Origin of the sequence: Aquibium carbonis (assembly GCF_003970795.1) — a bacterium.
In the GTDB taxonomy this organism is placed as follows: Bacteria; Pseudomonadota; Alphaproteobacteria; order Rhizobiales; family Rhizobiaceae; genus Aquibium; species Aquibium carbonis.
Map to the genome: position 1 here is coordinate 1 of NZ_RWKW01000007.1, position 26,979 is coordinate 26,979.

A 26,979-nucleotide genomic window follows, 5' to 3' on the forward strand; every position below is an offset into this window, starting at 1 on the left:
CGCTTGGGCTGCCCCGTGGGGCCTGCCGGGCATCTCCCGCTTCGGCATCATGCACACCGACGTCGGCGGCGAGTATGCCTACCAGCAGCGCCAGCAGATCGGCTACACCTTCTCGGGCGGCAACGGCCTGTTCGGCTCGATCGTCCTCGAAGACGACGTGCTCGGCGGTGAAGGTTACATGCCCGACGTGGTCGGCGTGCTTGGCATCAGCCAGGGCTGGGGCGGCGTCTGGGGCAAGGTTGCCTACGACGAGTCCGAAGAGGCGTTCAACGCCATGATCGGCATGCAGTACAACATCCCGAACATGGCTGGTTCCAACCTCCGCGCCGGCGTGTTCTACGCTTCCGATCCGAACGCCTATGCCCTGAGCATGCCGGTTTCCGGCGCCCTCGGTGCAAACTTCGTCGAGTGGTCGGTCGCTGCTTCGTACAACCACAAGTTCAACGCTCAGTGGAGCGCGACGGTTGGCGCCCAGTACTTCGAAGACTTCGCTGGCGACAATGCCTGGATGATTCAGGCCGCTGCGGTCTGGGCTCCGGTCACCAACTTCGAAGTCCGTCTCGAGGGCAGCTACGCTCAGGAAGACGACGTGCTCTTCGGCGAAGACGCCGACACCTGGAACGGCTTCCTCCGCTTCACGCGCTACTTCTAAGCGCCTGATCATCTAGAACCCGGGTCCGCAATTGTTTCAATTGCGGGCCCGGTGCATTTGTAACAGGTGTGTTCTTTAGCTGGTCCAAGCGACCTCTTGGCGACATCGGCGAGGCCCGTGTCAGCTTCTGGATCACCAAATCCGGCCGCAGCCGTTCGATCCCCCTCACCCAGCGCGCCGTGGCCGTGGTCGCCGCACAGGCCGGCCGTCGCGGCGGTCCCTTCTCCGGCATCGTGCAGGATCGGCCTCGGGACCGACGAGGACGTGGTGCCGCACGTGCTGCGCCATACCTGCGCCTCGCGCCTCGTGCAGGGCGGCATCGACATCCGCCGCGTCCAGACCTGGCTCGGCCACCAGACCCTGACGATGACCATGCGCTACGCCCATCTCGCCACCAACGATCTGGACGTGTGCGTGCCGATCCTCGAGCGGCGCTGAGGTTTCGACCCTCCCCCGAGCCGCCGGCCGCCCCGTCATCGGGCGGTGCCGACCGGACCAACGACCGGCCCTCGCTTCGGCATGCGCTCGGGCATGAAGCGGACGAACACCCGGCCGCGCGAAGATCGCCCCTGCCCGGCTGACGATTTTGCCTGCAGCGCGGCCCTCATTTCTGGTAATGCAATCCTTGGGCGTGTTCCGCATCTGGCGGGAACGTCCCCTTGCGATCGACCGCAGGGCATCCGTCACATCCTTCCGGCGCCACCAGGACACGCACGATGCACCGCTCCCCCCTTTTCCGCAGCGCCCTCGTCGGCCTTGCTGCCCTGCTTTCCGTCACCGCCGCCCTCGCCCAGACGGCCCCGGTGCCGGCGCCGCGCCCGGAGGTTCCGGCCGATCCGGCGGTCACGACGGCCACCTTCGGCGACTGGCTGCTGCGCTGCGTGCGCCAGCCGGCGCCCGCCGGCGAGGCCGGCCAGAAGAGCGACCGTCTCACCGCCCAGACCTGCGAGGTGGTCCAGACCATCAAGGTGCAGGGACAGGCGCAGCCGATCGCACAGCTGGCCATCGGCCGGCTGCCCGACAGCGAGCAGCTGATCATGACCGCCGTGCTGCCGGTCAACATCTCGCTGCCCGGCCAGGTCGGGGTTATCGTCGATCCCAAGGCGCCGGCGGACGGCGCGATCATCCTGGAGTGGCGGCGCTGCGCCGGCGGCTCCTGCTTCGCCGACACCCGCCCCGACGACGGCAGCCTGCGGCCGCTGCGCGCTGGCGAGGCCGGGCAGATCCGCTTTGCCGATGCCGGCGGCCGCATCATTTCGGTGCCGGTGTCCTGGCGCGGCCTCGACCAGGCGCTCGCCGCGCTGGAAAAGCAGTCCTGACCGCAACGGCCGACGGGCGGGAGAGCGGCCGGGCGCGGCCTTCGCGACCTTAAAGCGTGTCTCGTCCGATCCGCCGGACCGGCGGGACACCGTCAGGTGCCGCAGAAGGTCTTCGTCACCCGCTCGTGCGGCTGCGGCGGCAAGGCATGGGCGGCCCGATCCGGCTGGTCGTCGAAGGGGTTTTGCAGCACCTCGACCAGCGTTTCGAAGGGTGCGAAGTCGTCCCGGTCCTCGGCGGCGCGGATCGCCTCCTCGACGCGGTGGTTGCGCGGGATGTAGGCCGGGTTGGCGAGGCGCATGGACTCGCGCCGCTCCGCATCCCGTCCCGATTCGCGCGACAGCCGGTCGCGCCATTTGACCGACCAGGCATCGAAGGCGGCGGGCTCGGCAAACAGCGCGCGCACTGGCCCCTCGCCCAGCGGCGCGTCCAGCTCGGCGATCAGGCCCCGGAAGGTGAGCGTGAAATCGGGAGAATGCGCGGCCATCAGAGCAAACAGGTCGCTGGCCAGCTGCACGTCGTGGTCTTCGGACGTCAACAGGCCGAGCTTGGCGCGCAGTCCGCCGTGGAAGACGGGCTCGTAGCGGGCCTGGAAGCCGCGCAGCGCCGTTTCGGCCAGGGCGATCGCCTCGGTCTGGTCGTCGGCAATGAGCGGCAGCAGCGTCTCGGCCAGCCGGGCGAGGTTCCAGACCGCGACATGGGGCTGGTTGGAATAGGCATAGCGGCCCGCGCGGTCGATCGAGGAAAACACCTTGTCGGCCTCGAAGTCGTCCATGAAGGCGCAAGGGCCGTAGTCGATCGTTTCGCCCGACACGGTCATGTTGTCGGTGTTCATCACCCCGTGGATGAAGCCGACCAGCATCCAGGAGGCGACCAGCCTGGCCTGGGCGGCGATCACGGCGTCGAGCAACGCCAGGTAACGCCCCTCGCCGGACCCGATGTCGGGATAGTGGCGGGCGATCACATGGTCGGCCAGCGCGCGCACGCCGTCGGTGTCGCCGCGGGCGGCGAAATACTGGAAGGTGCCGACGCGGATGTGGCTGGCGGCGACGCGCGTCAGGATGGCGCCGGGCAGAGGCCAGTCGCGATAGACCTTCTCGCCCGTCGTCACCACGGCCAGGCTGCGGGTGGTGGGTATGCGAAGCGCGGCCATCGCCTCGCTGACGATGTACTCGCGCAGCACCGGCCCGAGCGCCGCCCGGCCATCGCCGCCGCGCGAGAAGGGCGTCGGCCCCGAGCCCTTCAGCTGGATGTCGCGGCGCCGGCCACGGCCATCGACGACCTCGCCGAGAAGCATCGCGCGGCCGTCGCCGAGCTGCGGCACGAAATTTCCGAACTGGTGGCCGGCATAGGCCTGGGCGATCGGCTGGGGTCCGTTCGGCGCGCGGCTGCCGGCGAGCATTTGCACCGCCTCGGGCGTCTTCAGCGCGTCCGGATCGAGGCCCATGTCGCGCGCAAGGGCTTCGTTGAGCTTCACGAGACGCGGCTCCAGCACCGGCGACAGGCCCGGCCGGGCATGAAAGCGGGCCGGCAACTCCGCGTAGCTCATCCCGAAGCGGGGGAGCGACGTCGACCCGGCCGGGTTCGAGGCGTCGGCGAGGGTGGCGTCGTGCGAGTCGTGCTGAGCATCGGTCATGACCGACATATAGGTCGGTCAGGGGCCCGGCGCATCCTTCGTCTGGACACATCCTCGCCGCCGCGCCTCCGGCGTATAGCCCTAATTCTTCGATAACGAGCGGCCGGTAGAATGGCCGGAACGATGGCAGCGGCCATGCGTTCGATAGCGTCCCTGGAGTGACCTGCATGCAAAACGTTCTGGAAAGTGGCTGGTTCGATGCCCCGGTGAAGGTGATGGATGCCGCCGCGGCTCGAGCCTACGACGTGACCAACACCCGCCAGGCGGCGGAGATCCTGCTTCACCGCTGGCCGAACGAATGGAGCGGGAGCCACCGCGCCGCTCGCCTGGCATGCCTGGCCGTTCTCAAGGGCTTCAAGCCGCCCGTGCTGGCCCGCCGCGCTTTCGCGGAGGCGGCACGCGAGGCGGACATCCTCGCAGAAGGCACAGCCTTGCCGGAGATCATCGACATGAAGAAGGACGTCACCAAGGTCCCGACAGAGGACAAGCCGTTCGAAAGGGCCGTCACGGTCTCGGACTCGGTCGGAAAGATCGAAATCGTGTCGGTGCGCGACGCACGCGACTATCTACAGAATGTGACCTGGCCGAACGGCGCCAGCCAGGAAGACGCGCTGAATGCCGTGCAGGCCGCGCTCGACGGCACGGTTCCGGCGTCGGATGCCTGCGCCCGCTTCGTCGATGCGGCCCGCCAGGCCGGGGTGCTGGTTTCCGACTGAGGGCTGGAACCTTTCCCAGCCTCGGCAGTTATGTCGATGGCGACGGCATCGACAACGCCCCCCCGCTTCGATCCGCCGCCGACTTCGACCTGAACGCCGACCCTCTCCCCCCGGAGGGTCGGCGTCTTTCGTTGCGGGCGCGGCAGCACACGCCCGTCGCCGGCCCGTGCTACTGGGCGACGAAGCCGCCGTCGACGGGCATGTTGATGCCGGTGACGAAGGAGGCGGCCGGCGAGCACAGCCAGACGATCGCCTCGGCGATTTCGTCGGGCTTGCCGATGCGGCCGATCGGATGCATCGGGTCCATCATCTGCGCCGACGACCGGGTGCCGCCCGTCGCCTGGTCGGCGAGCGAATCGAGCATGCGCGTGTCGACCCCGCCGGGGCAGATCGAATTCACCCGGATTCCGGCCTTGCCGTATTCGAGCGCCGCGTTCTTGGTCATGCCGTTGATGGCGTGCTTGGAGGCGACATAGGGCGACAGACCGGGAAAGCCGATCAGGCCCGCCACCGAGGCGATGTTGACGATGGAGCCGCCGCCGGTCTTCAGCATGGCGGCGATCTCGGCCTTCATGCACAGGAAGGTGCCGCGCGCGTTGACGGCCATGATGCGATCGAAATTGTCGATCGGCTGGTCGACCAGCGGCGCGATCCGACCTTCGATGCCGGCATTGTTGCAGGCGCAGTCGATCCGGCCGTAGGTGTCGATCGCCTTCGCCACCAGAGCCTCGACATCGTCGGCGAGCGCCACGTCGGCCCGGACGAAGATCGCCTCGCCGCCAGCGGCGCGGATCATCGCCGCGGTCTCTTCGCCGGCCTCGACGACGATGTCGGACACGACGACCTTCGCGCCGGCCTCGGCCATCTTCAAGGCGGTGGCGCGGCCGATGCCGGCGCTGGCGCCGGTGATCAGCGCGGTTTTTCCGGACAGGATGCCCATGGACAGTCTCCTCATGGTTGCAGGAAGATCGGTTGCGATTGGTCACCGCCACCCTCGGCCATGCGCGCACCATCCGCCTTGATCCGGCTCAATCGAGCCGACAAACCTGGGCACCGTGCCGGCTTGACCCGGGTCAAGGCGGAACGTGGCCGCGCGGCCCAAGGTTGTGCGGGCACGAAAGCCGGGAGACCGCGCGGACCGAGGCGGAGAACAGGATGTACAAGGACAGAGCCGAAGCCGGCCGCCTGCTCGCGGCCCGGATCGCCGAGCTGGGGCTGCACGATCCCGTCGTGCTTGCGCTGCCGAGGGGCGGCGTGCCGGTGGCGGACCCGATCGCCGCAGCGCTCGACGCGCCGCTCGACCTGGTGGTGGTGCGCAAGGTGGGTGCGCCCGGCAATCCGGAACTGGCGGTGGCGGCGATCGTGGACGGAAACCCGCCCGACGTCGTGCTCAACCGCGAGATGGTGGAGGCCTACGACCTGTCGGAAGAAGACGTCGACGAACGGGTGAAGCGGGAGCGGCCGGAGCTCGAACGCCGCGCATCGGCCTATCGCGGCCGCCGCAAGGCGCTGTCGGTGACCGGCAAGACCGCGATCCTGGTCGACGACGGCGCTGCCACCGGCACGACGATGAAGGTGGCGATCCGGGCGATGCGGCGGCGGTCGCCGCACGCGGTGGTTGTGGCGCTGCCGGTGGCGCCGCCCGAGACGGTCAAGGAGTTGCGGCTGGAGGCGGACCTGGTGATCTGCCTGACGGAGCCGGCGCAGTTTCGGGCGCTCAGCCTGCACTACCGCGATTTTCACCAGTTGACCGACGAAGAGGTGACGCAGGCTCTGCACGCGGCGGCGCGGCGGCGCAGGTCCGTGCTCAAGGGCTGGAAGAAGGGGCAGCCGAAGCCGGACTGAGGGTGGCCGGCCCGCTCGGCCCGGCCGATTTGATGCGCGTCAAGGCATCGCCCCCGCGATCACCCTAGAGGGGTGTCATGGCGAGCCCTCGACCTCAGATTGACCGACCGATCTTTTCGGCGCGCGGCCTGACCAAGGTCTATCGCACCGGGGAGGTCGAGGTCTATGCGCTGCGCGGCGTCGACCTCGACCTCGCGGAGGGCGAGATCGCCGTGCTTCTGGGGCCATCGGGAAGCGGCAAGTCGACGTTGCTGAACATCATGGGCGGGCTCGACACGCCGAGTTCCGGCACGATGCATTTTCGCGACGAGGAGCTGACCCGCTTTTCGGAGCGCCAGCTGACGGCCTACCGGCGCGACCATGTCGGCTTCATCTTCCAGTTCTACAACCTGATTCCCAGCCTGACGGCCTGGGAGAACGTGGCCCTGGTGACCGAGATTTCCGCCCATCCGATGAAGCCGGAGGAGGCGCTGGAAATGGTGGGGCTGAAGGACCGCATCCACCACTTCCCCGCCCAGCTTTCCGGCGGCGAACAGCAGCGCGTGGCGATCGCCCGCGCCATCGCCAAGCGACCCGAGGTGATGCTCTGCGACGAGCCGACCGGCGCGCTCGATTCCAAGACCGGCATCCTCGTGCTCGAGGCGCTATCGCGCATCAACGAGGAACTGAACACGACGATGGCGATCATCACCCACAATGCCGGCATCCAGCAGATCGCCCATCGGGTCTTTTCCTTCCGGGACGGACGCATAGCCGAGGCGACGGTCAACGAGACCCGCGCCAAGCCGTCGACGGTGACGTGGTGACCGCGCTGTCGGTGCTCGACCGCAAGCTCGCGCGCGATCTGGCGCGGCTGTGGGCGCAGGTGCTGGCGATCGCGCTGGTGATGGCCTGCGGCGTGATGACCATCGTCATCGCCGTCGGCGCCTACCGCTCGCTCGACGAAACGCGGGCCGCCTTCTACGAGCGCTATCGCTTTGCCAGCGTGTTTTCCGGGCTGACGCGCGCACCCTTGCACCTGCGCGAGGACCTTGCTGCTATTCCCGGCGTGAGCGGCGTGGACCTGCGCATCGTCAAGGCGGCGCTGCTGGACCTGCCCGGCATGGCGGAGCCGGCGACCGGCATCGCCATTTCCATTCCCGACCGCGGCGAACCGGCGGTCAACCGGCTGTACCTGCGCTCGGGGCGCCTGCCCGAGGCAGACCGGACCGGCGAAGTGGCGGTGACCGAGCCCTTCGCCAAGGCGCACCGGATGACGCCCGGCTCGACCTTCTCGGCGATCCTCAACGGCCGCAAGCGGCTGCTGACGGTGACGGGCATCGTGCTGTCGCCGGAGTACATCTACGCCATCGGCCCGGGCGACATGGTACCCGACCAGCGCCGCTTCGGCGTTTTCTACATGCCACGCACGACGCTGGCCGGCATCTACGACATGAACGGCGCCTTCAACGACCTGGTTGCGCGCACCCAGCGCGGCGCCGACCTGAACGTCGTCTCCGACCGGATCGACGCGATCCTGAAACCCTATGGCGGCACCGGCACGCACGACCGGGAAGACCAGATTTCGCATGCCTTTCTCGACAACGAGCTGATGCAGCTGCGGGCGATGGCCGTGGTGATCCCGCCGATCTTCCTGTTCGTGTCGGCCTTCCTGGTGAACATGATCCTGACGCGGCTGATCGCGCTGGAGCGCGAACAGGTCGGGCTGATGAAGGCGATCGGCTATTCCTCGCTCGACGTCGCCTGGCACTATGCCAAGCTGACGCTGCTGATCGCGATCATCGGCATCATCATCGGCTCGCTGGCCGGCAACTGGCTCGGACGCGGGATGACGCGCCTCTATGCCACCTTCTTTTCCTTTCCGTTCCTGATCTTCCGCCAGAGCCTGGACCTCTATGTCATCGCGGCGGGGGTGAGCGCGGCGGCAGCGCTGGCGGGCGCCGGCCGGGCGATCTGGAGCGTCGTGCGCCTGCCGCCGGCAGTGGCCATGCGCCCGCCGGCGCCGACGCAGTATCGTTCGCTGTTTGCCGGATCGGCCGGGCTGGCGACGGTCTTCTCGCAACTGACGATCATGGCGCTACGCCACCTGATCCGCTGGCCGGTGCGCATGCTGATGACGACGCTGGGCACGTCGATGGCGGTGGCGCTGCTGGTGACGGCGCTGTTTTCCTTCGATTCCATCGATTTCATGATCGACACCGTGTTCTTCCGGACGGAGCGGCAGGACGCCACGATCAGCTTCGGGCTGGAGCGCTCGCCGCGGGCGCTCCAGGCGGTGGCGGCGATGCCCGGCGTGATTCGGGCCGAGGGCTTTCGCGCCGCGCCCGTCGTGCTCCGCAAGGGGCACCGCGAGCGCCGCCTGGCGATCCAGGGCGTGATGCCCTCCCCCGACCTCGCCCGCGTGCTCGACGAGGATCTGTTGCCGGTCGAGCCGCCCGCGACCGGGCTGATGGTGTCGGAGCGGGTGGCGCGGCTGCTGCATCTGTCGATCGGCGACCGGGTAGAGATCGAACTCCTGGAAAAGGGGCACCGGATCGTCGAGGCGCCGGTGACCAGCATCGTGCAGAGCTATGTGGGACTTGCCGTCTACATGCGCCTCGACGCGCTGGACCGGCTGGTGGGCGACGGACCCCGGCTGTCGGGCGTGCGGGTCTCGATCGACCGGGCGAAGCTCGATGATCTCTATGCCGCCGTCAAGGAAACGCCCGCCGTCGCCTCGATCGCGCTGCAAGGCGTCTCGCGCGGCCGGTTCCGCGAGACGATCGGCGAGAACATCACCATCATGACGACCGTCTACACGCTGCTGGCCGTCATCATCACCTTCGGCGTGGTCTACAACTCGGCCCGCATCCAGCTTTCGGAGCGGGCGCGGGAACTGGCCAGCCTGCGGGTGATGGGCTTCACGCGGGGCGAGGTGTCGAGCGTGCTCCTGATCGAGCTCGGCGTGATCGTGCTTCTGGCGCAGCCGCTGGGTTGGGCGCTCGGCTATGGCTTCTCATGGGCCGTGGTGCGCGGCTTCGAAAGCGACCTGTTTCGCATTCCGCTGGTGGTCGAGCGCGCGACTTTCGCGATCTCCAGCCTCGTGGTGCTCGCGGTCGCGGTCGTTTCGGCGCTGATCGTGCGCCGGCGCATCGACCGGCTGGACCTCGTCCGGGTTCTCAAGACAAGGGAGTAGGGCATGAATGCCGTGTGGATGAAGAGGCTCGGCTACGCGCTGGCGGTCGCCGCGATCGCCGCCGTCTTTGCCTGGGCGCTGCGCGAGCCGCCGGCGCTCGTCGACGTCGCGACCGTCGCCGAGGGACCGATGCGGGTGACGATCCGCGAGGAAGGCCGCACCCGCGTTCGCGATATCTACACCGTCTCGGCGCCCATTGCCGGGCATCTGTCGCGCACGGTTCTCGAGGAAGGCGACGCGGTGGTGGCGGGCGAGACGATCGTGGCCGCGATCCACCCGCTCGATCCGCCGCTGATCGACCGGCGCACGGAAGCGGAACTGCAGGCCGCGCGCGATGCGGCACAGTCGGGCGTGGGCATCGCCGAAAGCGAGCTGCAGCGCGTCGAGACGGGACTGCAGCTCGCCGAGGACGAACTGGCGCGGGCGATAAGGCTGTTCGGGCCGGGCGTGATCTCGGAGAGCGCGCTGCAGAGAGCGCAGAACCAGGTGGACCTGAACAAGGCGGCCGTGGAGGCCGCCCGCGCCACCGTCGCCTTCCGGCGCGCCGAACTGGCGAGCGCGGAGGCCCGCCTGCTGATGCCCTCGCCCCGAGGCGAAGGAGAGGACAGCTGCTGCGTCAGCCTGATGGCGCCGATCGATGGTTCCGTGCTGGCCGTCCACGCGCAGAGCGCGCAGGCCGTGACGCCGGGAACCCGCATCGCCGACGTGGGCGACACGTCACGGCTCGAAGTGGTGGTCGACCTGCTTTCCTCCGATGCGGTGCGCATCACCCCCGGGACCGAAGCGGCGATCACCGGCTGGGGCGGCGACGCGGCCCTTCCGGCGGTGGTCCGGCGCGTCGACCCGGCCGCCTTCACCAAGGTCTCCGCGCTGGGCATCGAGGAACAGCGCGTCAACGCGGTGCTGGATCTCGAGGCCGGCGACCCGCGGCTCGGCCATGGCTACCGGATCTTTGCCGAGATGACGGTCTGGAACTGCGATCTCTGCCTCACCGTGCCGGTTCCGGCGCTGTTTCGCAGCGGCGGCGACTGGAACGTCTTCGTGCTCGAAAATGATCGACTGCGGCAGGCGCCGGTCGGGATCGGACGCATGAACGACGAGGTTGCGCAGGTGCTGAGCGGGCTTGCGGCGGGCGACAGGATCGTGCTGCATCCGGGCGATACGCTGGCCGACGGCGGCAGCGCGCAGCCTCGAAACTGAGGCCAGCCGCAGGCCGGTCGCTCTCACTTGCCGGGGCGCCCCGACTTTCTGAGGCCGATGGAGCGCATGAATTCCATCGATTTCTTATATTAGTGGAATTATTTCGAGTTTTGGCGCTGTCGTTGCATTTTTGCAACGCACCCCGCAAATGTGGCGGGCGACCATCATTTAGAAACTCGATTTTTATTGATTAGCGTTCGGGCCGGGAGCACCACAACCGGGAGAGCGGGTTGCCGCCGCATTCGGGCAGCCGACGGGACAAGGGGCGGCCCGCTTTCGAAACACGAACCAGGAAACACACAGATGAACCTGAAACTTGCCCTCGGGTCGGTCGCCGCCCTGATGACCGTCAACACAGCCTATGCGGCGGACGCGATCGTGATCGCCGAGCCCGAGCCGGTGGAATATGTGCGCGTCTGCGACGCGTTCGGCGCCGGCTTCTTCTACATCCCCGGGACCGAGACCTGCCTGCGCTTCGACGGCTACGTCCGCATGCAGATCGGCGCACGGGGCGGCAGCGACTATGACCTCGGCAACTACGAAGGCGACTATGCCGAAGGCTGGCGCTTCACCACGCGCGCCCGCCTGAACGTCGACACGCGTTCGGAGACCGAACTCGGTACGCTGCGCGGCTTCATCCGCATCCAGGCCGACGCGACCAGCAACGCCGATGCCGCCTACGGCATGGATCAGGCGATGGTGCAGCTGGGCGGCTTCTACGTCGGCTACACCGACTCGGCCTTCGCTGCCCCGTGGGGCCTGCCGGGCATTTCGCGCTTCGGCATCCTGCACACCGATGACGGTGGCCAGTACGCCTCGCAGCAGCGCCAGCAGATCGGCTATGCCTTCAACGGCGGCAACGGCCTCTTCGGCTCTCTGACGCTCGAAGACGACGTGCTCGGCGGCGAAGGCTACATGCCCGACGTCGTCGGCGTCATCGGCGTCTCCCAGGGTTGGGGCGGCGCCTGGGCCAAGGTCGGCTACGACGAATCGGCCGAGGAGTTCGGCCTCGTCGGCGGCGCGCAGTACAACATTCCGTCGCTGCCGGGCTCGTCGATCCGCCTCGGCGTGTTCTACGCCTCGGGCGTGAACATGTACGCGCTGGACATGCCGGTCAGCGGCGGCGGTTCCAGCGACCAGGGCACGGTGGAGTGGTCGGTGGCCGCTTCCTACCTGCACAAGCTGAACGCCCAGTGGAGCGCGACCGTCGGCGGCCAGTACTTCGAGGAGTTCAGCGGCGACAACGCCTACCTGCTGCAGGCAGCCGTGATCTGGGTGCCGGTGACCAACTTCGAAGTCCGCCTGGAAGGCATGTACGCCAACGAGGAAAACCTCCTCAACGGCGAGGACGACGACACCTGGTCGGGCCTCCTGCGCTTCACGCGCTATTTCTGATCAAGCCTGACCTCCCAAGGCTGGGGCCCGCGACATCCGTGTCGCGGGCCTTTTCGTTTGCGCCACGACCCGCCTCGAGCCGTGCCGGGTACAACCTGATTCGGCCTTGCGGCGCGAATCAGCCTGGGTCGACGATTCCACCCAGGATTGGCCCTGCCCAGCGAATGGGCGATTGCTCTTTCGCATTGCAGCATCGCCCGCGGCCGAACGGAGGGCGGCCCGCTTTTCGTCACATTCTTGCAACATTCGGCCACATTCGATGTTGCACCGCACCGATCGCCTCGAATTGCGATTGCCCCGCTAATCCGACTAAGCGATCTTCAACCCGAAGGCGACGATCGAGACGGGTTCACGGGGCAGCGTGCAGTTCGCGCAAACGGGAACGGCGGACCGGCTTTCGGATGATTCAGCGGTTTGGGACACGCGACATGAAGATCAAGAATTTCCTCCTTGGAACGGCTGCGGCTCTGGTGAGCAGCAGCGCCTATGCGGCCGATGCGATCGTGATCGCCGAGCCGGAGCCGGTCGAGTACGTGCGCGTCTGCGACATGTACGGCGCGGGCTTCTTCTACATTCCCGGCACCGAGACCTGCCTGAAGTTCTCGGGTGAGATCTTCTTCCAGGTCGGCACCGAAGGCTACCGGAACGAGGGCGACAGCCCGGACTACCTGACCTACGCCTCCAACCCCGGTTCGGGCGGCTGGCTGCCGACGACCCGCGCCCGCCTGCAGGTCGATGCCCGTTCGAGCACCGAATGGGGCACGCTGCGCGCCATGATGCGCGTGCAGGCCGATGGCGGCGACAACACGGATGCCGGCTACGTGATGGACAACGCGATCGTCCAGCTCGGCGGCCTGCGCGTCGGCTACACCGAGACGGTGTTCAACGACTCGATCGGCGCCGGCGTGGCGTCCTACGGCTCGCATTCCTGGGGCTCGATGAGCTACGGCTACCGCAAGGTGCAGGGCATCTCCTACAGCTACGGTTCCGACCAGGCCTTCGCCGCGACGATCGCGCTCGAGAACGACGATCTCGAAGGCGACGGCTACATGCCCGACGTCGTGCTCGCGGCCAGCTACAACCAGAGCTGGGGCGCCGTGTGGGGCAAGGTCGGCTATGACGAGAGCATGGACGGCTTCGGCGCCACGCTCGGCCTGCACTACAACATTCCGGGCTTCGAAGGCTCGTCGTTCCGCCTGATCGGCTACTACGCCGACAGCGACAACGTCTTCGGCGTGGGAAGCCCGAGCGGCAACTCCGAGTACTCGGTGCTGGCCTCCTACTACCACCAGTTCACCGAGAAGTTCGGCGCGTCGGTCGGCTTCCAGTACTTCAACGACTTCTACCTGACGGGAACCGACATCAGCACCGGCATCGATGGCTACAGCGCCGAGCTGAACCTGGTCTACACGCCTGTCGAGAACCTCGAGATCCGCTCCGAGATCTACTACGACAAGGTCGACGACCTGGACGGAACACCTTCGGGCTTCCTGCGCCTGACGCGCTTCTTCTGATCCGCTCTTCCTGAGGCGGGGGCCTTTGAAACCCGGCGGGCAACCGCCGGGTTTTTCGTTGCGCGGGAGGGCGAGGCGCACCTATGGATGGACACGACGCCATCCGGAGCCGAGTTCGCATGTCCGACGCCTTTTCCCGCAGCGACGTTCGCCTCGCCAACTGGCGAACCCATCCGTTCAATCGCTGGACGTTCCAGAACGTGCGCGAAATCGTGCCGACCGTCGAAATCGCGGCCGCGCGCGGCGAGACGGAGGCATCGCCGGGCGCCGGCCCGCTTCCCGGCCTCGACCTCTCCTTGCCGGACGGCAGCCGGATCGCCGCGCTCGACCACCTGGCGCAATCGCATGGCGACGCCTTCGTGGCGATGAAGGACGGCCGGCTGGTCGCCGAATGGCATGCGCCGCACGCCGACCCCGACGCGCCGCACCTGATCTTTTCGGTGTCCAAGTCGGTGACCGGGCTTCTGGCCGGGATTGCCGCGGCCGACGGCGCGCTCGACCCCGATGCGCCGATCACGACCTATCTGGACGTGCCGCCGGGCGGCGCCTATCACGACGCCACGGTGCGACATCTCCTCGACATGACCGTCAGCCTTTCGTTCGAGGAAAACTATCTCGACCGGCAGAGCGACTTCGACCGCTATCGCCGCGCCATGCTGTGGAACCCCGAGCACGAGGCCGGACAGGACGAAACGCTGGAAGAGGTGCTGGTGTCGTTGCCCAGGGCCGCGCATCCGCACGGCACGCGCTTCCACTATGCCTCGCCGAACACGGATCTGCTCGGCCTGGTGATCGAACGGGCGACCGGCACGCGCTTTCACGCTTATCTGCGGGATCGTCTCTGGCGGCATCTCGGCGGGCGCGGGGCCGCGAACGTGACGGTGGACCGCGCCGGCACCGCACGCGCGGCCGGCGGCATCTCGGTGACGGCACGGGACCTGGCCCGCCTCGGCCAGATGATGCTCGATGGCGGCGCGGCCGGCGGCCGGCAGGTGGTGCCCGCCGACTGGGTCGAGGACATCCGCACCAAGGGCGACCGCCAGGCATGGGTTGCGGGCGACTTTGCCGGCCTGTTCGGCAAGGGCCGCTACCGGTCCTGCTGGTACGACACGGGCGACGACCATGGCAGCCTGGCGGCGATCGGCATCCACGAGCAGTGGATCTGGATCGACCCGACGCGCCGCGTGGTGCTGGTCAAGCTGTCGTCGCGGCCGGAACCCAGCCACGAACCGTCCACGCTGCGGGAAAAATCGGTCCTGCGCCAGATCGCGCGGCTGATCTGACGATGCCTTGACGGGCGTCCGCTACTCGGCCGCCCTGGCGTGTTCGACGTCCTGCTGCGTCAGCGTGATCACGGTGTGGAAGCGCGTGCCGCCCTCGAAGGAATAGACCGGTTCGCTGCCGTCCAGCTGGATCAGCAATGCCCTGACCAAGCGGCCCCCAAGACCGCTCGTGGCCAGCATGGGGTCGAAGCCGACACCGTCGTCGCCGATCGTGAGGTCGGCCTGGTCGGTCCCCCTGGCCTTGAAGGCGATGCGGATCTTGCCCGCGCGCCCTTCGGGAAAGGCATATTTCAGCGCATTGGTGACGACCTCGTTGACGACGAGCGCCAGCGGCGTGGCCTGGTCGTGATGCAGCACCACGGGGTCGATGTCATAGTCGATCTCGACGGGCTGGGCAAAGGCGTCGCTGAGGGGCGTCACGATCGCCGGGATCAAGGTGTCGGCGTTCACTTCCGCGAACTGGTCGAGCCTGTACAGGTGCTCGTGAACGGCGGTCATCGCCGTGATGCGGCCTTGCAGGTCGGCCTTGAGCTGGTGCGGCAGGCCGTGCAGCCGGACGAGCGACATGATCGACTGGAGATTGTTCTTCACGCGGTGATGCGTGTCGCGCACCAGCATGCGGTTGAGCTCGAGCGTTTCCATCAGCCGCTGCTGGCGATCCCGATCGCGGCGCAGGAGGCGCAGGATGAAGAAGGTCGCGAAGAGCAGTCCGAGCGCTGTCGGCACGGCGAAGGCCAGGGTGATGGTCGTGTTGCGCCGGAACTGCGCGAAGGCGGTCTCGGTCGACACGCTCGCCAAGGCCACCAGCGGCGTCCCCATGATGCGGCGATATCCGACGACGCGCGCGACGCCGTCTGCCGGGGATATCGCCGGATAGGTGCCCTCGTCGCTTTCCACGAGGTGCTGCGTGAACAGTTCGTAGTTCGAGAGGTCGAGCGGGCCGTCGGCCAGCGGGTAGCGCGCCACGAGCTGGCCGTCCTCGCGCAAAACGCTCACCGTGGAATTGGCATCGAACGAGAGCGAGCGCCAGATGGCGCGAAACAGCTCTACCTCGAATGACAGGATCGCCACGCCCTGGAAGGCACCGCCACGCTCCAGCCGGCGGCTGAACACGAAGATCTGCCTGCCGTCCAGACGGCTGACCAGCAACGGCGAGACGTGGAAGCTGGCGCCCGCGGCCGGAGCCGCAAAATATTCGCGGTCGCGGATGTCGATCGGCTGGACGCCGGCATCGGTGGAGAACAGGGTCGAGCCGTCGGCCGCCACGACATAGGCCTTGACGTTGCCGGGCAGTCGATCCACCGCGCCGCGGATCCGCTCGGCCACGCTTCCCGACCCTTCGGAGATGTCGAGACCCAGGGCATCGTCGATCCGCCCGAGGGCCTGGCGCGACAGTTCGGTGATCCAGCCGACATTGGTGGCGACCACCTGCGACGCGGCGACGGCACGCGCCTCGGCCGACAGCTGCGCAGCCTCGCGTTCGCGCAACAGCGAAACCGTCAGCACGACCACGAACAGGGCGAACATCAGCACGATCAACGTGGTCGCGGCCCGCAGCGTTCGCGAACCCGTCGGGGCGCGAGCCCCGTTCACCTCAGCCAAGCCTACCTCCGTCCGCCATTCCCTCCGCACATTCTAGGACACCCGGAACCCAGGCAACAACCCTTGTGTACAACATGCCGCGAACGCGGCCCAAAACCCGCCGCCGGGACGGGGGTGCGACGGCGCCGGGCAGACGTCCGGCGCCCCGCGAGCCTTGACATGCGGCCCGTCAGCGCTCGGCGGCGATGGCACTCGACACGAGGGTGCCCTTGAGCACGGCGAGAAGGCTGACGAGGATTTCGTTGGCCGGGCTTTCGCTCCTGGCGGCGATGGTGGCGAAATCCATGCCCGAATCGGGCTCGGCGAGGAACCTGCCGCCGACGACGCGAACGTCCTGCCGCCAGGCCGGCATCGTGCGGGACCGGGCGAGCTCTTCCATGCGGGCGAGATCGAGCGCGGCCTGCCGGCTCGCGGCGAGCTCGACATAGCGCGCCTGGTAGATTTCGGCCTCCGAGGGCGGACGCGGCGTGGGGACGGGGATGGATCCGTCGGCTGTGAGAACCGGCGCGTCGACGCGGGCGGGCCTTGCCGCCTGGCGTTGAACTGCTCGGGGGGCGGACCGTTCCATGCAGCCATTGACGCGCAAGGCGGACGTGAGCCTCGCCCGTTCGCGGCGCAGCTCGTTGCCGGCACGGCCCGTGGCCCCGGCCGACGAGTGCCGCAGATCATGGATGCGCTGGGCGTGCACGCGGCAATGCGTGTCGTGCGGCGATGCGGAACCCGTGGGCCCGCAGCCCGCGGCGCGCGACTGGCGGACGGCGCGGTCGAGCCGGCTCGTGTCGTGGCGGGGCGCCGCCGCGACCGAAGCCAACCGGGCCTCGATGCTTTGGCAGATGCCGGAGGCCGCCGAAGCCGACGTGGTGGCCGGCATGACGGCCAGCGCGGGGAGGACGACGGCGAAGGCGTGCAGGCTCTTCCGCGCGAAGGATGCCCGAGGTTTCATCCAAAGCGGTATCATGGTGCAAATTCTCCCTTTCCCGCCGCACGAGGCGCGGCGGGCATGTGGCATCGTTGGTGATGGTCGGCAGGGTGCGTCGGACACCAGCTTGCCGAAACAATGCCGCAAAGTGGCCGAAGTTCCCGCCTTGGGCGTGGATCCCGTGCGCCGTTTCCGGCGCCTGCCGCTTCTGGTTGGCACGGGCCTGCCAGTCTTGGTTATCCTGGGTTGCAAAGGGCGTTGCCGCGACGCGGCGTGCCCCTTTTCATCGCCGTGTTTATCGGCTTAGTGTCCGCGCGGATTTTCCCGCCCCGGATCGCCGAACATGCCTGTCTATCCCCGCCTGACGCCGCTGGCAGCCGCCCTGCCCTCGACCGTGCCCTTCGTCGGACCAGAGGCCCAGGAGCGGAGCCGCGGCGCGCCGTTCCGTGCCCGCATCGGCGCCAACGAGAGCGGCTTTGGTCCGGCGCCTTCGGTGATCGCCGCCATGGCGGACGCGGCCGGCGAGATGTGGAAATACTGCGACCCCGACAATTTCGACCTGAAAGCCGCGATCGCCGACCATCTCGGCATCGGCGCCTCCAACGTCGTGATCGGCGAAGGCATCGACGGGCTGCTGGGACTGGCGGTGCGCCTCCATGCGGGTCCGGGCGACACGGTGGTGACCTCGCTCGGCGCCTATCCCACCTTCAACTTCCATGTGGCAGGCTTTGGCGCGCGCCTCGTCACCGTCCCCTATCGCGACGACCGGGAAGACCTGCAGGGCCTCGTCGACGCGGTGAAGCGCGAGGCTGCGCAGGTGGTTTATCTCTCCAACCCCGACAACCCGATGGGCACGTGGTGGGAGGCGTCGGAGATCGAGGCCTTCGTCGCCTCGATCCCCGCGACGACGCTGATCCTGCTCGACGAGGCCTATGGCGAGACAGGACCGGCGTCAGCGCAGCCGCGGATCGACCTGTCGCGGCCCAACCTCGTGCGACTTCGCACCTTCTCGAAGGCCTATGGCCTGGCCGGCCTGCGCTGCGGCTATGCCTTCGGCGACGCCGAGGTGATTCGCGGCTTCGAGAAGGTTCGCAACCACTATGGCATCAACAGGATGGCGCAGGTGGCCGGTCGGGCAGCGCTGGCCGACCAGGCCTATCTGCACGACGTCGTGGCCCGCGTCGCCGCCGGGCGCGAGCGCATCGCCGGGATAGCCCGCGACAACGGGCTGTCGCCGATCACCTCCGCGACCAACTTCGTGACGATCGACTGCGGCGGCGACGGCGCCTTTGCGTTGAAGGTTCTGCAGGAGACGCTGGCGCGCGACGTCTTCATCCGCAAGCCGATGGCGCCCGGCCTCGACCGCTGCATCCGCGTCTCGGTCGGCCTCGATCACGAGTTGGACATGTTTGCGGAGGCGTTGCCCAAGGCGTTGGCGGCGGCAAGGGCGTAGGCTGAACTCGCAGGAGGGTCAGGACGCCTGCCGGAAGACCGACTGTGGGGTTCGCTCTATTTCGGAGCCGTAGGTAAGCGGGTGAACGAACTCATACTTCTGGCCGCTCTTGTCCTCGACGATAACCTTGACCGTGAAAATCCCCCAGGTCCAGATTGCCAGGCTACAATTCGGATTGCGGATGGAACGAGATATGGTTCGGACGGGCTGATCGAATGTCTGGTGGAGGTGGTAGGTCGCGCTATTGACGAAGAGCACGTCGTTCCCGTCGAGATAGATGTGCACCTTGTACAACGGGCTCTTTCCAGGCTGCGCGCGCATTTCGGGCGCCCCGGAAGGGTCATAAGGGTTCTTCAGGCTGTCCTTGACCACGATGTTCAGACCCATGACCTCTCTCCATGCTTGCCGCTCGCTCCCCACGCACGATCAGCCATCTCCAAGATAGTCCCGGCTGGCGGGAACTCCAAGCGCGTTCGAAAGACGTCAGGCCGGATCGAACAATTCCCTTCGTACGCCGCTAGGTTCCTGGCTCCGGGGCTGGCCGCGGTGCGACCTGAGGCGCGGCTTCGGGCGCCGCGCCGCCTTGCGCATCCGCTCCGCCGTTCTTCTGCTCGGGCGCGCCGCCCTGAAGAGCGGTTCCCGATGGCTGCGTGGTATCGCTCGCGCCGCCGGTGCGGGCGACGGTCTCGCCGAAATAGTAGCCGATGATGACGCCGATGATACCACTGAGAGAACCCGTGACCGCCTGCAAAGCCTTGTTCATGTCCTCCACATTGGTGCCGGCCACCCAGAGAGCATAGGCAACCGAGAAGAGAAAGACCAGCATCACGATGAGCGCCAACAAGTGACGGAAATCGTTCACCAGCTTCGCAAACAGTTCGGCGAACACGAATCGGATCGGCCGTTCCGCGATGCCGCCCTGCGAAGGCGGCTTGAAATCCGCCTGCGGCCGGAATCGGCCCCATCCGGCGATCCAACTCGCCCATTGGACCAGCCCCATGAACACGACGAAGGTGAGGAGGAGAAGAATGACCTCCTGTCGATGCGCTTTCAGGAAAACAAAAAATCCGCTCATACGGATGACTCCGGACGATAATGTCGACGATACTTACATGCTTTTGCGGAAGATACCAGTTCATTGAGAGTTTTAAGGTCGCAGTAAAGCGACTCGACTAGAGATGCGCAGTATTCACGTTGGGCGCAATCAGACAGGCGGCGAGAGCCGAAGCGGCGCAGGCAACCGTTCGCCGCCGGGAAGTCGGCAACACCCTCTTGAATGAAACGGCCGTTCGTTTTATTCATTTGGCCCAGGAGGAACCAACCCCTGGCACGCACGACCGGATCGTTTGGCGAGAAGACCGAGGCGGCGCTGCGCGAGGCGGCGGTGGAGCTGATCGCGCGGCACGGCTACGAGGCCGTGTCGATGCGGCGGCTGGCGGCGGCGATCGGGGTGCAGGCGGCGGCGCTCTACAATTATTTCCCGACCAAGGAAGACCTGCTGTTCACGCTGATGCGCGAGCACATGGAAGGTCTGATCGCCGCCTGGAACGCCGCCGATCCCGGCGGCCCGCCACGCGAGCGGCTGGCCGCCTTCGTGGAGAACCACATCGTCTTCCACGTCGAGCGGCGCCACGCGACCCATGTGTCCAACATGGAGCTCAGGAGCCTGGCGCCCGAGCGGCTGACGGCGATGCTGCGCCTGCGATCGGCCTACGAGAAGGTGTTGCGCCAGATCCTGCGCGAGGGCGCGGCGGCGGGCGACTTCGCCGTCGAGGACGCGACGCTGACGGCCATGGCGATCATCCAGATGATCACCGGCGTCATCGTGTGGTTCCGGCCGGACGAGCGGCTGTCGGTCGAGGAGGTCGCCGCCACCTACCACGCCATGACCATGCGCCTCGTCGGCGCACAACCGATGCGCCGGCGAGGCGCTGCGAACCAGCCCAGGGAGAGGCTCGATGTATGACCATGTGATGGATTTCGGCCTCGGCGAGGACGTCGCCGCCCTGCGCGAGACGGTGCGCCGCTTCGCCCAGGAGCGGATCGCGCCGATCGCCGCCGAGATCGACCGCTCGAACGAGTTTCCCGCAGGGCTTTGGGCGGAACTCGGCGCGCTCGGCCTGCTCGGCGTCACGGCCGATCCCGACTTCGGCGGCTCGGGCATGGGCTATCTCGCCCATGTCGTGGCGGTGGAGGAGATCAGCCGCGCCTCGGCCTCGGTCGGGCTCTCCTACGGCGCGCATTCCAATCTCTGCGTCAACCAGATCAACCGCTGGGGCACCGCGGAGCAGAAGGCGACATATCTGCCGGCGCTCTGTTCCGGCGCGGCGGTCGGCGCACTGGCCATGTCCGAACCCGGCTCGGGCTCGGACGTGGTGTCGATGCGGCTGAAGGCGGAGAAGAAGAACGACCGCTTCGTGCTCAACGGTTCGAAGATGTGGATCACCAACGGGCCCGACGCCGACACGCTGGTGGTCTACGCCAAGACCGATCCCGACCGGGGTTCGCGCGGAATCACCGCCTTTCTGGTCGAGAAGGGCTTTGCGGGCTTTTCGGTGGCGCAGAAGCTCGACAAGCTCGGCATGCGCGGGTCGAACACCGGCGAGCTGGTTTTCCAGGACGTGGAGGTGCCGTTCGACAACGTGCTGGGGGAAGAAGGCCGCGGCGTCGAGATCCTGATGTCGGGGCTCGACTACGAGCGCGTGGTGCTGGCCGGCGGGCCGCTCGGCATCATGGCCGCCTGCCTCGACGTCGTCATGCCCTACGTCCACGAGCGCAGGCAGTTCGGCCAGGCGATCGGCGAATTCCAGCTGGTGCAGGGCAAGCTCGCCGATCTCTACACGACGATGAACGCCTGCCGGGCCTATGTCTACGCGGTGGCATCCGCCTGCGATCGGGGCGAAACGACCCGCAAGGACGCCGCCGGCTGCATTCTCTACGCCTCCGAAAAGGCGACGCTGGCGGCGTTGGACGCCATCCAGCTGCTCGGCGGCAACGGCTACATCAACGATTATCCCGCCGGCCGCCTGCTGCGCGACGCCAAGCTTTACGAAATCGGCGCCGGCACGAGCGAAATCCGGCGCTGGCTGATCGGGCGGGAGATGATGGCGGAGGGGTGAGAGGCGAGGTGGATGGCCCCGAGGCGGCGATCTGGCCTTCGTGCGATGGACGTCGGCCCAGACTGTCAGGAGAGCCGTCAATTGCCAGAAAGCACTATATCTGCCACTTTAGGATCGAACCGGGGCAGAAGGGGTCGCCATGTCGACGTCAGGATTCGCCGAGGAACCTCGCCGCTTCGAGGCCGAAGAGACCGGCCTGCGGTCGGTCGATTACGTGCGGCTGAAGATCGACAGTGCCGGGCGCATCCTGATCCCTGCGGAGATGCGGGCCGCGATGATGATCAAGCCGGGAGACACCGTCACGGCGCGCGTCGAGGATGGCGAGTTCCGGATCGTCTCGCCGGACGTGGCGCTGAAGCGCGTCCAGGCTTTCGCGCGCAAGTGGAAGGCCGAGCATCCGGACGAGCCGAGCGTCGTCGACGAGTTGATCGCCGAGCGGCGGGAAGAAGCGCGGCGGGAGGACGAGCGCTACGATCGCCTTGCCAAAGAGGGGCGCGGGCCAGTTCCAGCCCGGTCCCGCACGTGACGGCGGTCGTCATCGACGCATCGGTCCTTCTTGCGATCATCCGTGACGAGATTGGCGCAGCAGCGGCCAGCGCCCGCATCCCGGGAGCCTTGATGTCGACAGTCAACGCAAGCGAAGCGCTCATGCGGGGCGTCGAGAAGGGCATTCCGCTCGGCCTGATGCGGGAGTTTCTCGCGGCGCAGGAAGTGCGGATGGTTCCATTCGACGACGAACTCGCGGTGAGCGCCGCCTTGTTGCGCCCATCCACCAAACGGGCCGGCCTCTCCTTCGCCGACCGCGCCTGCATCGCCACCGCCATCCGCCTGAACGCCACTGTCGTTACCGCCGACCGTATCTGGGCCGACCTCGACCTGCCCTGCCCCGTCGAACTCATCCGCTAGGATCCCCGCCATGCCCGTCCTGCGCACGTCCCTCTCCGTTACCTCCGACGCCTTCCGCGCCAATGCGGAGCGCATGCGCGGGCTCGTTTCCGACCTCGCCGACAAGGCCGCCATCGTCGAGCGGGGCGGGCCGGAGGAGGCGCGCCAGCGCCATGTGTCGCGCGGCAAGCTGTTGCCCCGCGAGCGGCTGGCGCAACTGCTCGACACCGGTTCGCCCTTTCTCGAGATCGGCCAGTTCGCGGCCTGGGACATGTACGGCGGCGACATCTCGTCGGCCGGCATGATCGCCGGCGTCGGCCGGGTGGAGGGCCGCGAGGTGATGGTGGTGGTCAACGACGCCACGGTGAAGGGCGGCACCTACTATCCGATGACGGTGAAGAAGCATCTTCGCGCGCAGGAGATCGCAGCCGAGAACAACCTGCCCTGCGTCTACCTCGTCGATTCCGGCGGCGCCAACCTGCCCAACCAGGACCAGGTGTTTCCCGATCGCGAGCATTTCGGCCGCATCTTCTACAACCAGGCCAACATGTCGGCCGCCGGCATCGCCCAGATCGCCTGCGTAATGGGCTCGTGCACGGCGGGCGGCGCCTACGTGCCGGCGATGGCCGACGAATCCATCATGGTGAGGAACCAGGCGACGATCTTCCTCGGCGGGCCGCCGCTGGTGAAGGCGGCGACCGGCGAGGAGGTCTCGGCCGAGGATCTCGGCGGCGCGGACGTGCACACGCGGCTGTCGGGGGTGGCCGACCATTACGCCCAGAACGACGAGCATGCGCTGGCGATCACGCGCCGCATCGTCGCTTCGCTCAACTGGGTGAAGCCCCAATCGCTGCAGTTGCAGGCGCCGCGACCGCCGCTGCACGACCCGGCCGAGCTCCACGGCCTGATCCCCGCCGACACGCGCCAGCCCTATGACGTGCGCGAAGTGATCGCACGCGTGGTCGACGGCTCGGAGTTCGACGAGTTCAAGGCGAATTACGGCACCACCCTGGTGACGGGCTTTGCCCACCTGCACGGCATGCCGGTCGGCATCATCGCCAACAACGGCGTTCTGTTTTCCGAAAGCGCGCAGAAGGGCGCGCATTTCATCGAGCTGTGCTGCCAGCGAAAGATCCCGCTGATCTTCCTGCAAAACATCACCGGCTTCATGGTCGGCCGCAAATACGAAGCCGGCGGCATCGCCAAGGACGGCGCCAAGCTGGTGACGGCGGTTGCCACCGCCCGGGTGCCGAAGCTCACCGTGATCATCGGCGGCTCGTTCGGCGCGGGCAATTACGGCATGTGCGGGCGGGCCTATTCGCCGCGGTTCCTGTGGATGTGGCCGAACGCGCGCATTTCGGTGATGGGCGGCGAGCAGGCCGCCACCGTGCTCGCCATCGTCAAGCGCGAGGGCATCGAGCGCAAGGGCAGCGCCTGGTCGGCCGACGAGGAGGCGGCGTTCCGCCAGCCGATCCTCGACCAGTTCGAGCGCGAGGGCCACCCGCTCTATTCCTCCGCCCGGCTCTGGGACGACGGCATCATCGACCCGGCCCGGACCCGCGAGGTGCTGGCGCTGTCGCTCTCGGCGGCGTTGAACCGGGAGGTCGAGGACACCAAGTTCGGCCTGTTCAGGATGTAGGAGCGCGCGGTCCAGGCCGGCTGGAGGACGCATGACCAGACACCGGATCTATACGATGAGCTTCGCCAGCGTGTATCCGCACTACGTCGCGAAAGCGGAGAAGAAGGGCCGTACCAAGGAGGAGGTCGACCGGATCATCGCCTGGCTGACGGGCTACGATCGCGACGGTCTCCAGACCGTGATGGATGCGAAGACCGATTTCGAGACGTTCTTTGCCGAGGCGCCGGCTCTCAACCCGACCCGGTCCATGGTCAAGGGCGTCGTCTGCGGCGTGCGCGTCGAGGACGTGGAGGAACCGCTGATGCGCGAGATCCGCATCCTCGACAAGCTGGTCGACGAACTGGCGCGCGGCAAGGCGATGGACAAGATCCTGCGGACCCCGGAGCGCGGCGCGGATTGATCTCGCGCCGGGCGCCGGCGAGGCCGGGCCGGAGATGTGAAGGCCCAGCCGCGGCCTTGCCACTCGCCGGGCGCCAGAACGGCGAAGGCCCGGCGCTGGGCCGGGCCTCGATGCTCGATGCGGCGCGAAATTGCGTCGCGCGATGGCTCGATCAGTTGAACTTCCAGGAGAGGCCGACCGTGAAGTTCTGGACGGTGGAGTCTTCCAGGCGGCGCAGGCCGACTTCGGCATCGCCCAGGATGATCTCGCTCTCGTTCCACTGGGTGTTGCGGTATTCGAGCTTGGTGGACAGGCGGTCGGTCAGCTTGGTTTCGACGCCCAGGCCGAAGGTCCAGCCGTCGCGCTTGAAGTCGTAGGACAGGACTTCCTGCGAACCGATCGGCGCGAAGCCGGTGTTCAGCGTCAGGTCGGCGTTCAGGCTCTGGCGGGTATAGGCGCCCAGACCGTAGAACAGGGTCTGGGGATTGACCAGCACGCCGGCGCGGCCGCCGATCGACCAGGAGTCGCCGGTCTTCAGCGTGTAGGTCAGGTCGCCGCTGGCGGTGACGACGCCGTTGTCGCAGTCATCGTCGCCGGGGATGGGGAAGCCCTCGACGCAGTAGTCGCCGAAGAGGCCGACCTGGGACTTCGTGTTGGAGAAGGAATAGTCGGCGAAGCCGCCGACCACGAAGCGCTGGCCGACCTGGAAGTCGTAGCCGGCCTCGAGACGGCCGACCATGCCTTCGCCGCCGAAGTCGAGATCGCCGCCGATCGAGAAGATGTCGACGGGTCCGACCTGGATCAGGCCGCCGGTCGTGTAGTCATACAGGTCGAGCCCGGCATTGTGGCGCGCGGTGGTGAACCCGCCGGCCGCGCCGACGTAGAAGCCCGTCCAGTTGACAGCCGGGATGGCGTCGACCGCAGCCTGCTGGGCCGCATTGTCGCCGCCGAAGCGCCAAGACAGCACACCGCGCATCGACTGCACCACGGCGTCGTCCCAGGTGCTGATGCCACCTGTCTCCGTGAAGGGTATGTTGGTGTCGTTCTCCCACTGGGTGCGGCGGTATTCCATCTTCAGCGACATGGCGCCCGTGACCGGCGCCTCGATGCCGCCGCCGAAGGTCCAGCCGTCGCGCTCGTAGTCGTAGGCGGCGATCGTGGTCGAGCCGCCGAGGCCCGAATTCAGCGTCAGATCGCCCTCCAGCTTGGTGCGGGTGAAACCGCCGAGCACATAGGTCAGGGCGCCCGGATTGGCGACGTAACCGGCGCGGCCGAGGATGCTCCAGCTGCTCTTGGCGGTGAGCGAATAGTTCAGGCCGATGGAATCGTCGATCTCGCCTATGTCGCAATTGTCCGGTCCATCGGGATTTTCGTAGCAGACGTCCGCACCCAGGCCGCCGCCGGCCTTGAAGTTCGACCAGGTGTAGTCGCCCTGGATGCCGATGACGAAGCGCTCGCCGATCTGGTGGTCGTAGCCGGCCTCGATCGTGCCGAGCGCGCCGTCGCCGCCGAGGTCCAGCATGCCGCCGACGGAGAACAGGTCGATCGGGCCGACCTGGATCAGGCCGCCGGTGTCGTAGTCGTAGATCGATGCGCCCGCATCGTGCGAAACCCCGCCGAGACCGGCGCCGACGCCGACGTGGAAGCCCGTCCAGTTATAGGCCGCCGGCGGCGCGTAGACGATCTGGTCGGCCGCGTAGGCCGTGCTGCTCGCCATGGCGAACATGATCGCCGCCGTGATTTTCCTGGAACGCATTCTCGATCTCCCCGTGGTCTTCCGCACTCGTCGTGACGTGGGGGCACTTTTAGTCTCCGCCAGAGCGCTAATACAACCTGGAATCACCACAGATCCGCCACGGTTCGAGCCTGCAAACCGGTTGCCGTTGCCATAATGCAACATTCGGTTGCGCTCTCGTGATCGGCGCGGCAATCTTCTCAAACAGGCGCGCAAGAAAGAACAATACCGTATACTGTCGTCTTTCAGACCATTTTTCAGCATCCTTCCGGCATCGAGAGTCGATCGGCAGCAAGCCGGAATCGATCGGGCCTCCGCGCGCCGGACCTTCGGCGGCACCCTCGAACCAGCGCGATGCGCCTCAGGTTGTACAGCCCGGTGGTATCGCGCCCGAGCGGGGAAACAGGAGAGACAACCCAAGATGGCGAACGAGACCGGCGCATGCCCGCCCGCTGCGCGTGAAAAGCGGGATCGCGACATCTCCGCCCCGTTTGGGAACACCTGGCCCGCCCCGC

General features: G+C 67.3%; 24 protein-coding genes and 1 pseudogene. 18 read left to right on the top strand and 7 right to left on the bottom strand.

What is annotated here, in order from left to right; all coding sequences use genetic code 11:
* The 3 genes and pseudogenes from EJC49_RS02790 to EJC49_RS02800 form a co-directional block, all read left to right on the top strand.
* Nucleotides 1-652, top strand: a 652-nt coding sequence (locus EJC49_RS02790) for a porin (protein ID WP_170314579.1), incomplete at its 5' end; no start/stop codon positions are given.
* Between the two features lie 101 nt (nt 653-753).
* Nucleotides 754-1,090, top strand: a pseudogene (locus tag EJC49_RS02795) (tyrosine-type recombinase/integrase); the annotation flags it as partial.
* Nucleotides 1,091-1,368: 278 nt separating this feature from the next.
* Nucleotides 1,369-1,971 (top strand): invasion associated locus B family protein, encoded by a 603-nt coding sequence (locus EJC49_RS02800; RefSeq protein WP_126697945.1) that lies wholly within the window; start codon nt 1,369-1,371, stop codon nt 1,969-1,971.
* A gap of 92 nt (nt 1,972-2,063) precedes the next feature.
* Here EJC49_RS02800 and EJC49_RS02805 read toward each other — a convergent pair whose 3' ends face one another.
* Nucleotides 2,064-3,518, bottom strand: coding sequence for a protein adenylyltransferase SelO (locus tag EJC49_RS02805; RefSeq protein ID WP_126697980.1), 1,455 nt, complete (start codon nt 3,516-3,518; stop codon nt 2,064-2,066).
* Between the two features lie 254 nt (nt 3,519-3,772).
* Between EJC49_RS02805 and EJC49_RS02810 the strand changes: the two genes are divergently transcribed.
* Nucleotides 3,773-4,321: a DUF982 domain-containing protein gene (locus EJC49_RS02810; RefSeq protein WP_126697946.1), complete on the top strand. Its 549-nt coding sequence runs from the start codon at nt 3,773-3,775 to the stop codon at nt 4,319-4,321.
* Nucleotides 4,322-4,490: 169 nt separating this feature from the next.
* On the opposite strand, the gene EJC49_RS02815 is transcribed toward EJC49_RS02810, so the two are convergent.
* The gene (locus EJC49_RS02815; protein WP_126697947.1) at nt 4,491-5,261 is read right to left on the bottom strand and encodes an SDR family oxidoreductase; all 771 of its coding nucleotides are present in this window, start codon (nt 5,259-5,261) and stop codon (nt 4,491-4,493) included.
* Nucleotides 5,262-5,476: 215 nt separating this feature from the next.
* Between EJC49_RS02815 and EJC49_RS02820 the strand changes: the two genes are divergently transcribed.
* The 7 genes from EJC49_RS02820 (at nt 5,477) to EJC49_RS02850 (ending at nt 14,733) form a co-directional block, all read left to right on the top strand.
* Complete coding sequence (locus EJC49_RS02820; protein WP_126697948.1) at nt 5,477-6,166, top strand: phosphoribosyltransferase; 690 nt, start codon at nt 5,477-5,479, stop codon at nt 6,164-6,166.
* A gap of 77 nt (nt 6,167-6,243) precedes the next feature.
* Nucleotides 6,244-6,972 carry an ABC transporter ATP-binding protein gene (locus EJC49_RS02825; protein ID WP_170314580.1) on the top strand — a complete coding sequence of 243 codons (729 nt, stop codon included), beginning with the start codon at nt 6,244-6,246 and terminating at the stop codon, nt 6,970-6,972.
* A gap of 5 nt (nt 6,973-6,977) precedes the next feature.
* Nucleotides 6,978-9,341 carry an ABC transporter permease gene (locus EJC49_RS02830; protein WP_170314587.1) on the top strand — a complete coding sequence of 788 codons (2,364 nt, stop codon included), beginning with the start codon at nt 6,978-6,980 and terminating at the stop codon, nt 9,339-9,341.
* Between the two features lie 3 nt (nt 9,342-9,344).
* Complete coding sequence (locus tag EJC49_RS02835) at nt 9,345-10,541, top strand: efflux RND transporter periplasmic adaptor subunit (RefSeq protein WP_126697950.1); 1,197 nt, start codon at nt 9,345-9,347, stop codon at nt 10,539-10,541.
* A gap of 303 nt (nt 10,542-10,844) precedes the next feature.
* Entirely contained in the window at nt 10,845-11,936 is a 1,092-nt protein-coding gene (locus tag EJC49_RS02840; RefSeq protein WP_126697951.1) for a porin, read from the top strand.
* A 428-nt stretch (nt 11,937-12,364) separates the two neighbouring features.
* Nucleotides 12,365-13,450 carry a porin gene (locus EJC49_RS02845; protein ID WP_170314581.1) on the top strand — a complete coding sequence of 362 codons (1,086 nt, stop codon included), beginning with the start codon at nt 12,365-12,367 and terminating at the stop codon, nt 13,448-13,450.
* Between the two features lie 119 nt (nt 13,451-13,569).
* The gene (locus EJC49_RS02850; protein WP_126697953.1) at nt 13,570-14,733 is read left to right on the top strand and encodes a serine hydrolase domain-containing protein; all 1,164 of its coding nucleotides are present in this window, start codon (nt 13,570-13,572) and stop codon (nt 14,731-14,733) included.
* A 21-nt stretch (nt 14,734-14,754) separates the two neighbouring features.
* Here EJC49_RS02850 and EJC49_RS02855 read toward each other — a convergent pair whose 3' ends face one another.
* Nucleotides 14,755-16,326, bottom strand: coding sequence for a sensor histidine kinase (locus EJC49_RS02855; RefSeq protein WP_245453240.1), 1,572 nt, complete (start codon nt 16,324-16,326; stop codon nt 14,755-14,757).
* A 178-nt stretch (nt 16,327-16,504) separates the two neighbouring features.
* Complete coding sequence (locus tag EJC49_RS02860; RefSeq protein ID WP_126697955.1) at nt 16,505-17,293, bottom strand: hypothetical protein; 789 nt, start codon at nt 17,291-17,293, stop codon at nt 16,505-16,507.
* A gap of 304 nt (nt 17,294-17,597) precedes the next feature.
* Between EJC49_RS02860 and EJC49_RS02865 the strand changes: the two genes are divergently transcribed.
* Nucleotides 17,598-18,707, top strand: coding sequence for a pyridoxal phosphate-dependent aminotransferase (locus EJC49_RS02865; RefSeq protein ID WP_126697956.1), 1,110 nt, complete (start codon nt 17,598-17,600; stop codon nt 18,705-18,707).
* Between the two features lie 18 nt (nt 18,708-18,725).
* On the opposite strand, the gene EJC49_RS02870 is transcribed toward EJC49_RS02865, so the two are convergent.
* Both EJC49_RS02870 and EJC49_RS02875 read right to left on the bottom strand, forming a co-directional pair.
* A complete protein-coding gene (locus tag EJC49_RS02870) occupies nt 18,726-19,094 on the bottom strand; it encodes a pYEATS domain-containing protein (protein ID WP_126697957.1) in 369 nt (122 codons plus the stop codon).
* Between the two features lie 130 nt (nt 19,095-19,224).
* Nucleotides 19,225-19,782 (bottom strand): hypothetical protein, encoded by a 558-nt coding sequence (locus EJC49_RS02875; RefSeq protein WP_126697958.1) that lies wholly within the window; start codon nt 19,780-19,782, stop codon nt 19,225-19,227.
* A 249-nt stretch (nt 19,783-20,031) separates the two neighbouring features.
* On the opposite strand from EJC49_RS02875, the gene EJC49_RS02880 reads away from it, so the two are divergent.
* The 6 genes from EJC49_RS02880 to EJC49_RS02905 all read left to right on the top strand — a co-directional run bounded on the left by EJC49_RS02880 (nt 20,032) and on the right by EJC49_RS02905 (nt 24,750).
* Complete coding sequence (locus tag EJC49_RS02880; RefSeq protein WP_126697982.1) at nt 20,032-20,673, top strand: TetR/AcrR family transcriptional regulator; 642 nt, start codon at nt 20,032-20,034, stop codon at nt 20,671-20,673.
* Entirely contained in the window at nt 20,666-21,826 is a 1,161-nt protein-coding gene (locus EJC49_RS02885; protein WP_126697959.1) for an isovaleryl-CoA dehydrogenase, read from the top strand. The genes EJC49_RS02880 and EJC49_RS02885 overlap by 8 nt, the downstream gene beginning before the upstream one ends.
* 139 nt (nt 21,827-21,965) lie before the next feature.
* Complete coding sequence (locus EJC49_RS02890; RefSeq protein ID WP_210211743.1) at nt 21,966-22,352, top strand: AbrB/MazE/SpoVT family DNA-binding domain-containing protein; 387 nt, start codon at nt 21,966-21,968, stop codon at nt 22,350-22,352.
* Nucleotides 22,349-22,732 (top strand): type II toxin-antitoxin system VapC family toxin, encoded by a 384-nt coding sequence (locus EJC49_RS02895; RefSeq protein WP_170314582.1) that lies wholly within the window; start codon nt 22,349-22,351, stop codon nt 22,730-22,732. Before EJC49_RS02890 ends, EJC49_RS02895 begins: the two co-directional genes overlap by 4 nt.
* A gap of 10 nt (nt 22,733-22,742) precedes the next feature.
* On the top strand, nt 22,743-24,350 hold the full coding sequence (locus EJC49_RS02900) for a carboxyl transferase domain-containing protein (protein ID WP_126697961.1): 1,608 nt from the start codon (nt 22,743-22,745) through the stop codon (nt 24,348-24,350).
* Between the two features lie 31 nt (nt 24,351-24,381).
* Nucleotides 24,382-24,750: a DUF2200 domain-containing protein gene (locus EJC49_RS02905; RefSeq protein WP_126697962.1), complete on the top strand. Its 369-nt coding sequence runs from the start codon at nt 24,382-24,384 to the stop codon at nt 24,748-24,750.
* 151 nt (nt 24,751-24,901) lie between these two features.
* Here EJC49_RS02905 and EJC49_RS02910 read toward each other — a convergent pair whose 3' ends face one another.
* Nucleotides 24,902-26,485 (bottom strand): outer membrane protein, encoded by a 1,584-nt coding sequence (locus EJC49_RS02910; RefSeq protein ID WP_170314583.1) that lies wholly within the window; start codon nt 26,483-26,485, stop codon nt 24,902-24,904.
* Nucleotides 26,486-26,979 lie beyond the last annotated feature (494 nt).

Bases quoted from the DNA above. Each gene is read 5' to 3' on its own strand.
- EJC49_RS02800 (WP_126697945.1), top strand. From the start codon at position 1,369: ATGCACCGCTCCCCCCTTTTCCGCAGCGCCCTCGTCGGCCTTGCTGCC.
- EJC49_RS02805 (WP_126697980.1), bottom strand. From the start codon at position 3,518: ATGAGCTACGCGGAGTTGCCGGCCCGCTTTCATGCCCGGCCGGGCCTG.
- EJC49_RS02810 (WP_126697946.1), top strand. From the start codon at position 3,773: ATGCAAAACGTTCTGGAAAGTGGCTGGTTCGATGCCCCGGTGAAGGTG.
- EJC49_RS02815 (WP_126697947.1), bottom strand. From the start codon at position 5,261: ATGGGCATCCTGTCCGGAAAAACCGCGCTGATCACCGGCGCCAGCGCC.
- EJC49_RS02820 (WP_126697948.1), top strand. From the start codon at position 5,477: ATGTACAAGGACAGAGCCGAAGCCGGCCGCCTGCTCGCGGCCCGGATC.
- EJC49_RS02825 (WP_170314580.1), top strand. From the start codon at position 6,244: ATGGCGAGCCCTCGACCTCAGATTGACCGACCGATCTTTTCGGCGCGC.
- EJC49_RS02835 (WP_126697950.1), top strand. From the start codon at position 9,345: ATGAATGCCGTGTGGATGAAGAGGCTCGGCTACGCGCTGGCGGTCGCC.
- EJC49_RS02840 (WP_126697951.1), top strand. From the start codon at position 10,845: ATGAACCTGAAACTTGCCCTCGGGTCGGTCGCCGCCCTGATGACCGTC.
- EJC49_RS02845 (WP_170314581.1), top strand. From the start codon at position 12,365: ATGAAGATCAAGAATTTCCTCCTTGGAACGGCTGCGGCTCTGGTGAGC.
- EJC49_RS02850 (WP_126697953.1), top strand. From the start codon at position 13,570: ATGTCCGACGCCTTTTCCCGCAGCGACGTTCGCCTCGCCAACTGGCGA.
- EJC49_RS02860 (WP_126697955.1), bottom strand. From the start codon at position 17,293: ATGATACCGCTTTGGATGAAACCTCGGGCATCCTTCGCGCGGAAGAGC.
- EJC49_RS02865 (WP_126697956.1), top strand. From the start codon at position 17,598: ATGCCTGTCTATCCCCGCCTGACGCCGCTGGCAGCCGCCCTGCCCTCG.
- EJC49_RS02870 (WP_126697957.1), bottom strand. From the start codon at position 19,094: ATGGGTCTGAACATCGTGGTCAAGGACAGCCTGAAGAACCCTTATGAC.
- EJC49_RS02875 (WP_126697958.1), bottom strand. From the start codon at position 19,782: ATGAGCGGATTTTTTGTTTTCCTGAAAGCGCATCGACAGGAGGTCATT.
- EJC49_RS02885 (WP_126697959.1), top strand. From the start codon at position 20,666: ATGTATGACCATGTGATGGATTTCGGCCTCGGCGAGGACGTCGCCGCC.
- EJC49_RS02890 (WP_210211743.1), top strand. From the start codon at position 21,966: ATGTCGACGTCAGGATTCGCCGAGGAACCTCGCCGCTTCGAGGCCGAA.
- EJC49_RS02900 (WP_126697961.1), top strand. From the start codon at position 22,743: ATGCCCGTCCTGCGCACGTCCCTCTCCGTTACCTCCGACGCCTTCCGC.
- EJC49_RS02905 (WP_126697962.1), top strand. From the start codon at position 24,382: ATGACCAGACACCGGATCTATACGATGAGCTTCGCCAGCGTGTATCCG.
- EJC49_RS02910 (WP_170314583.1), bottom strand. From the start codon at position 26,485: ATGCGTTCCAGGAAAATCACGGCGGCGATCATGTTCGCCATGGCGAGC.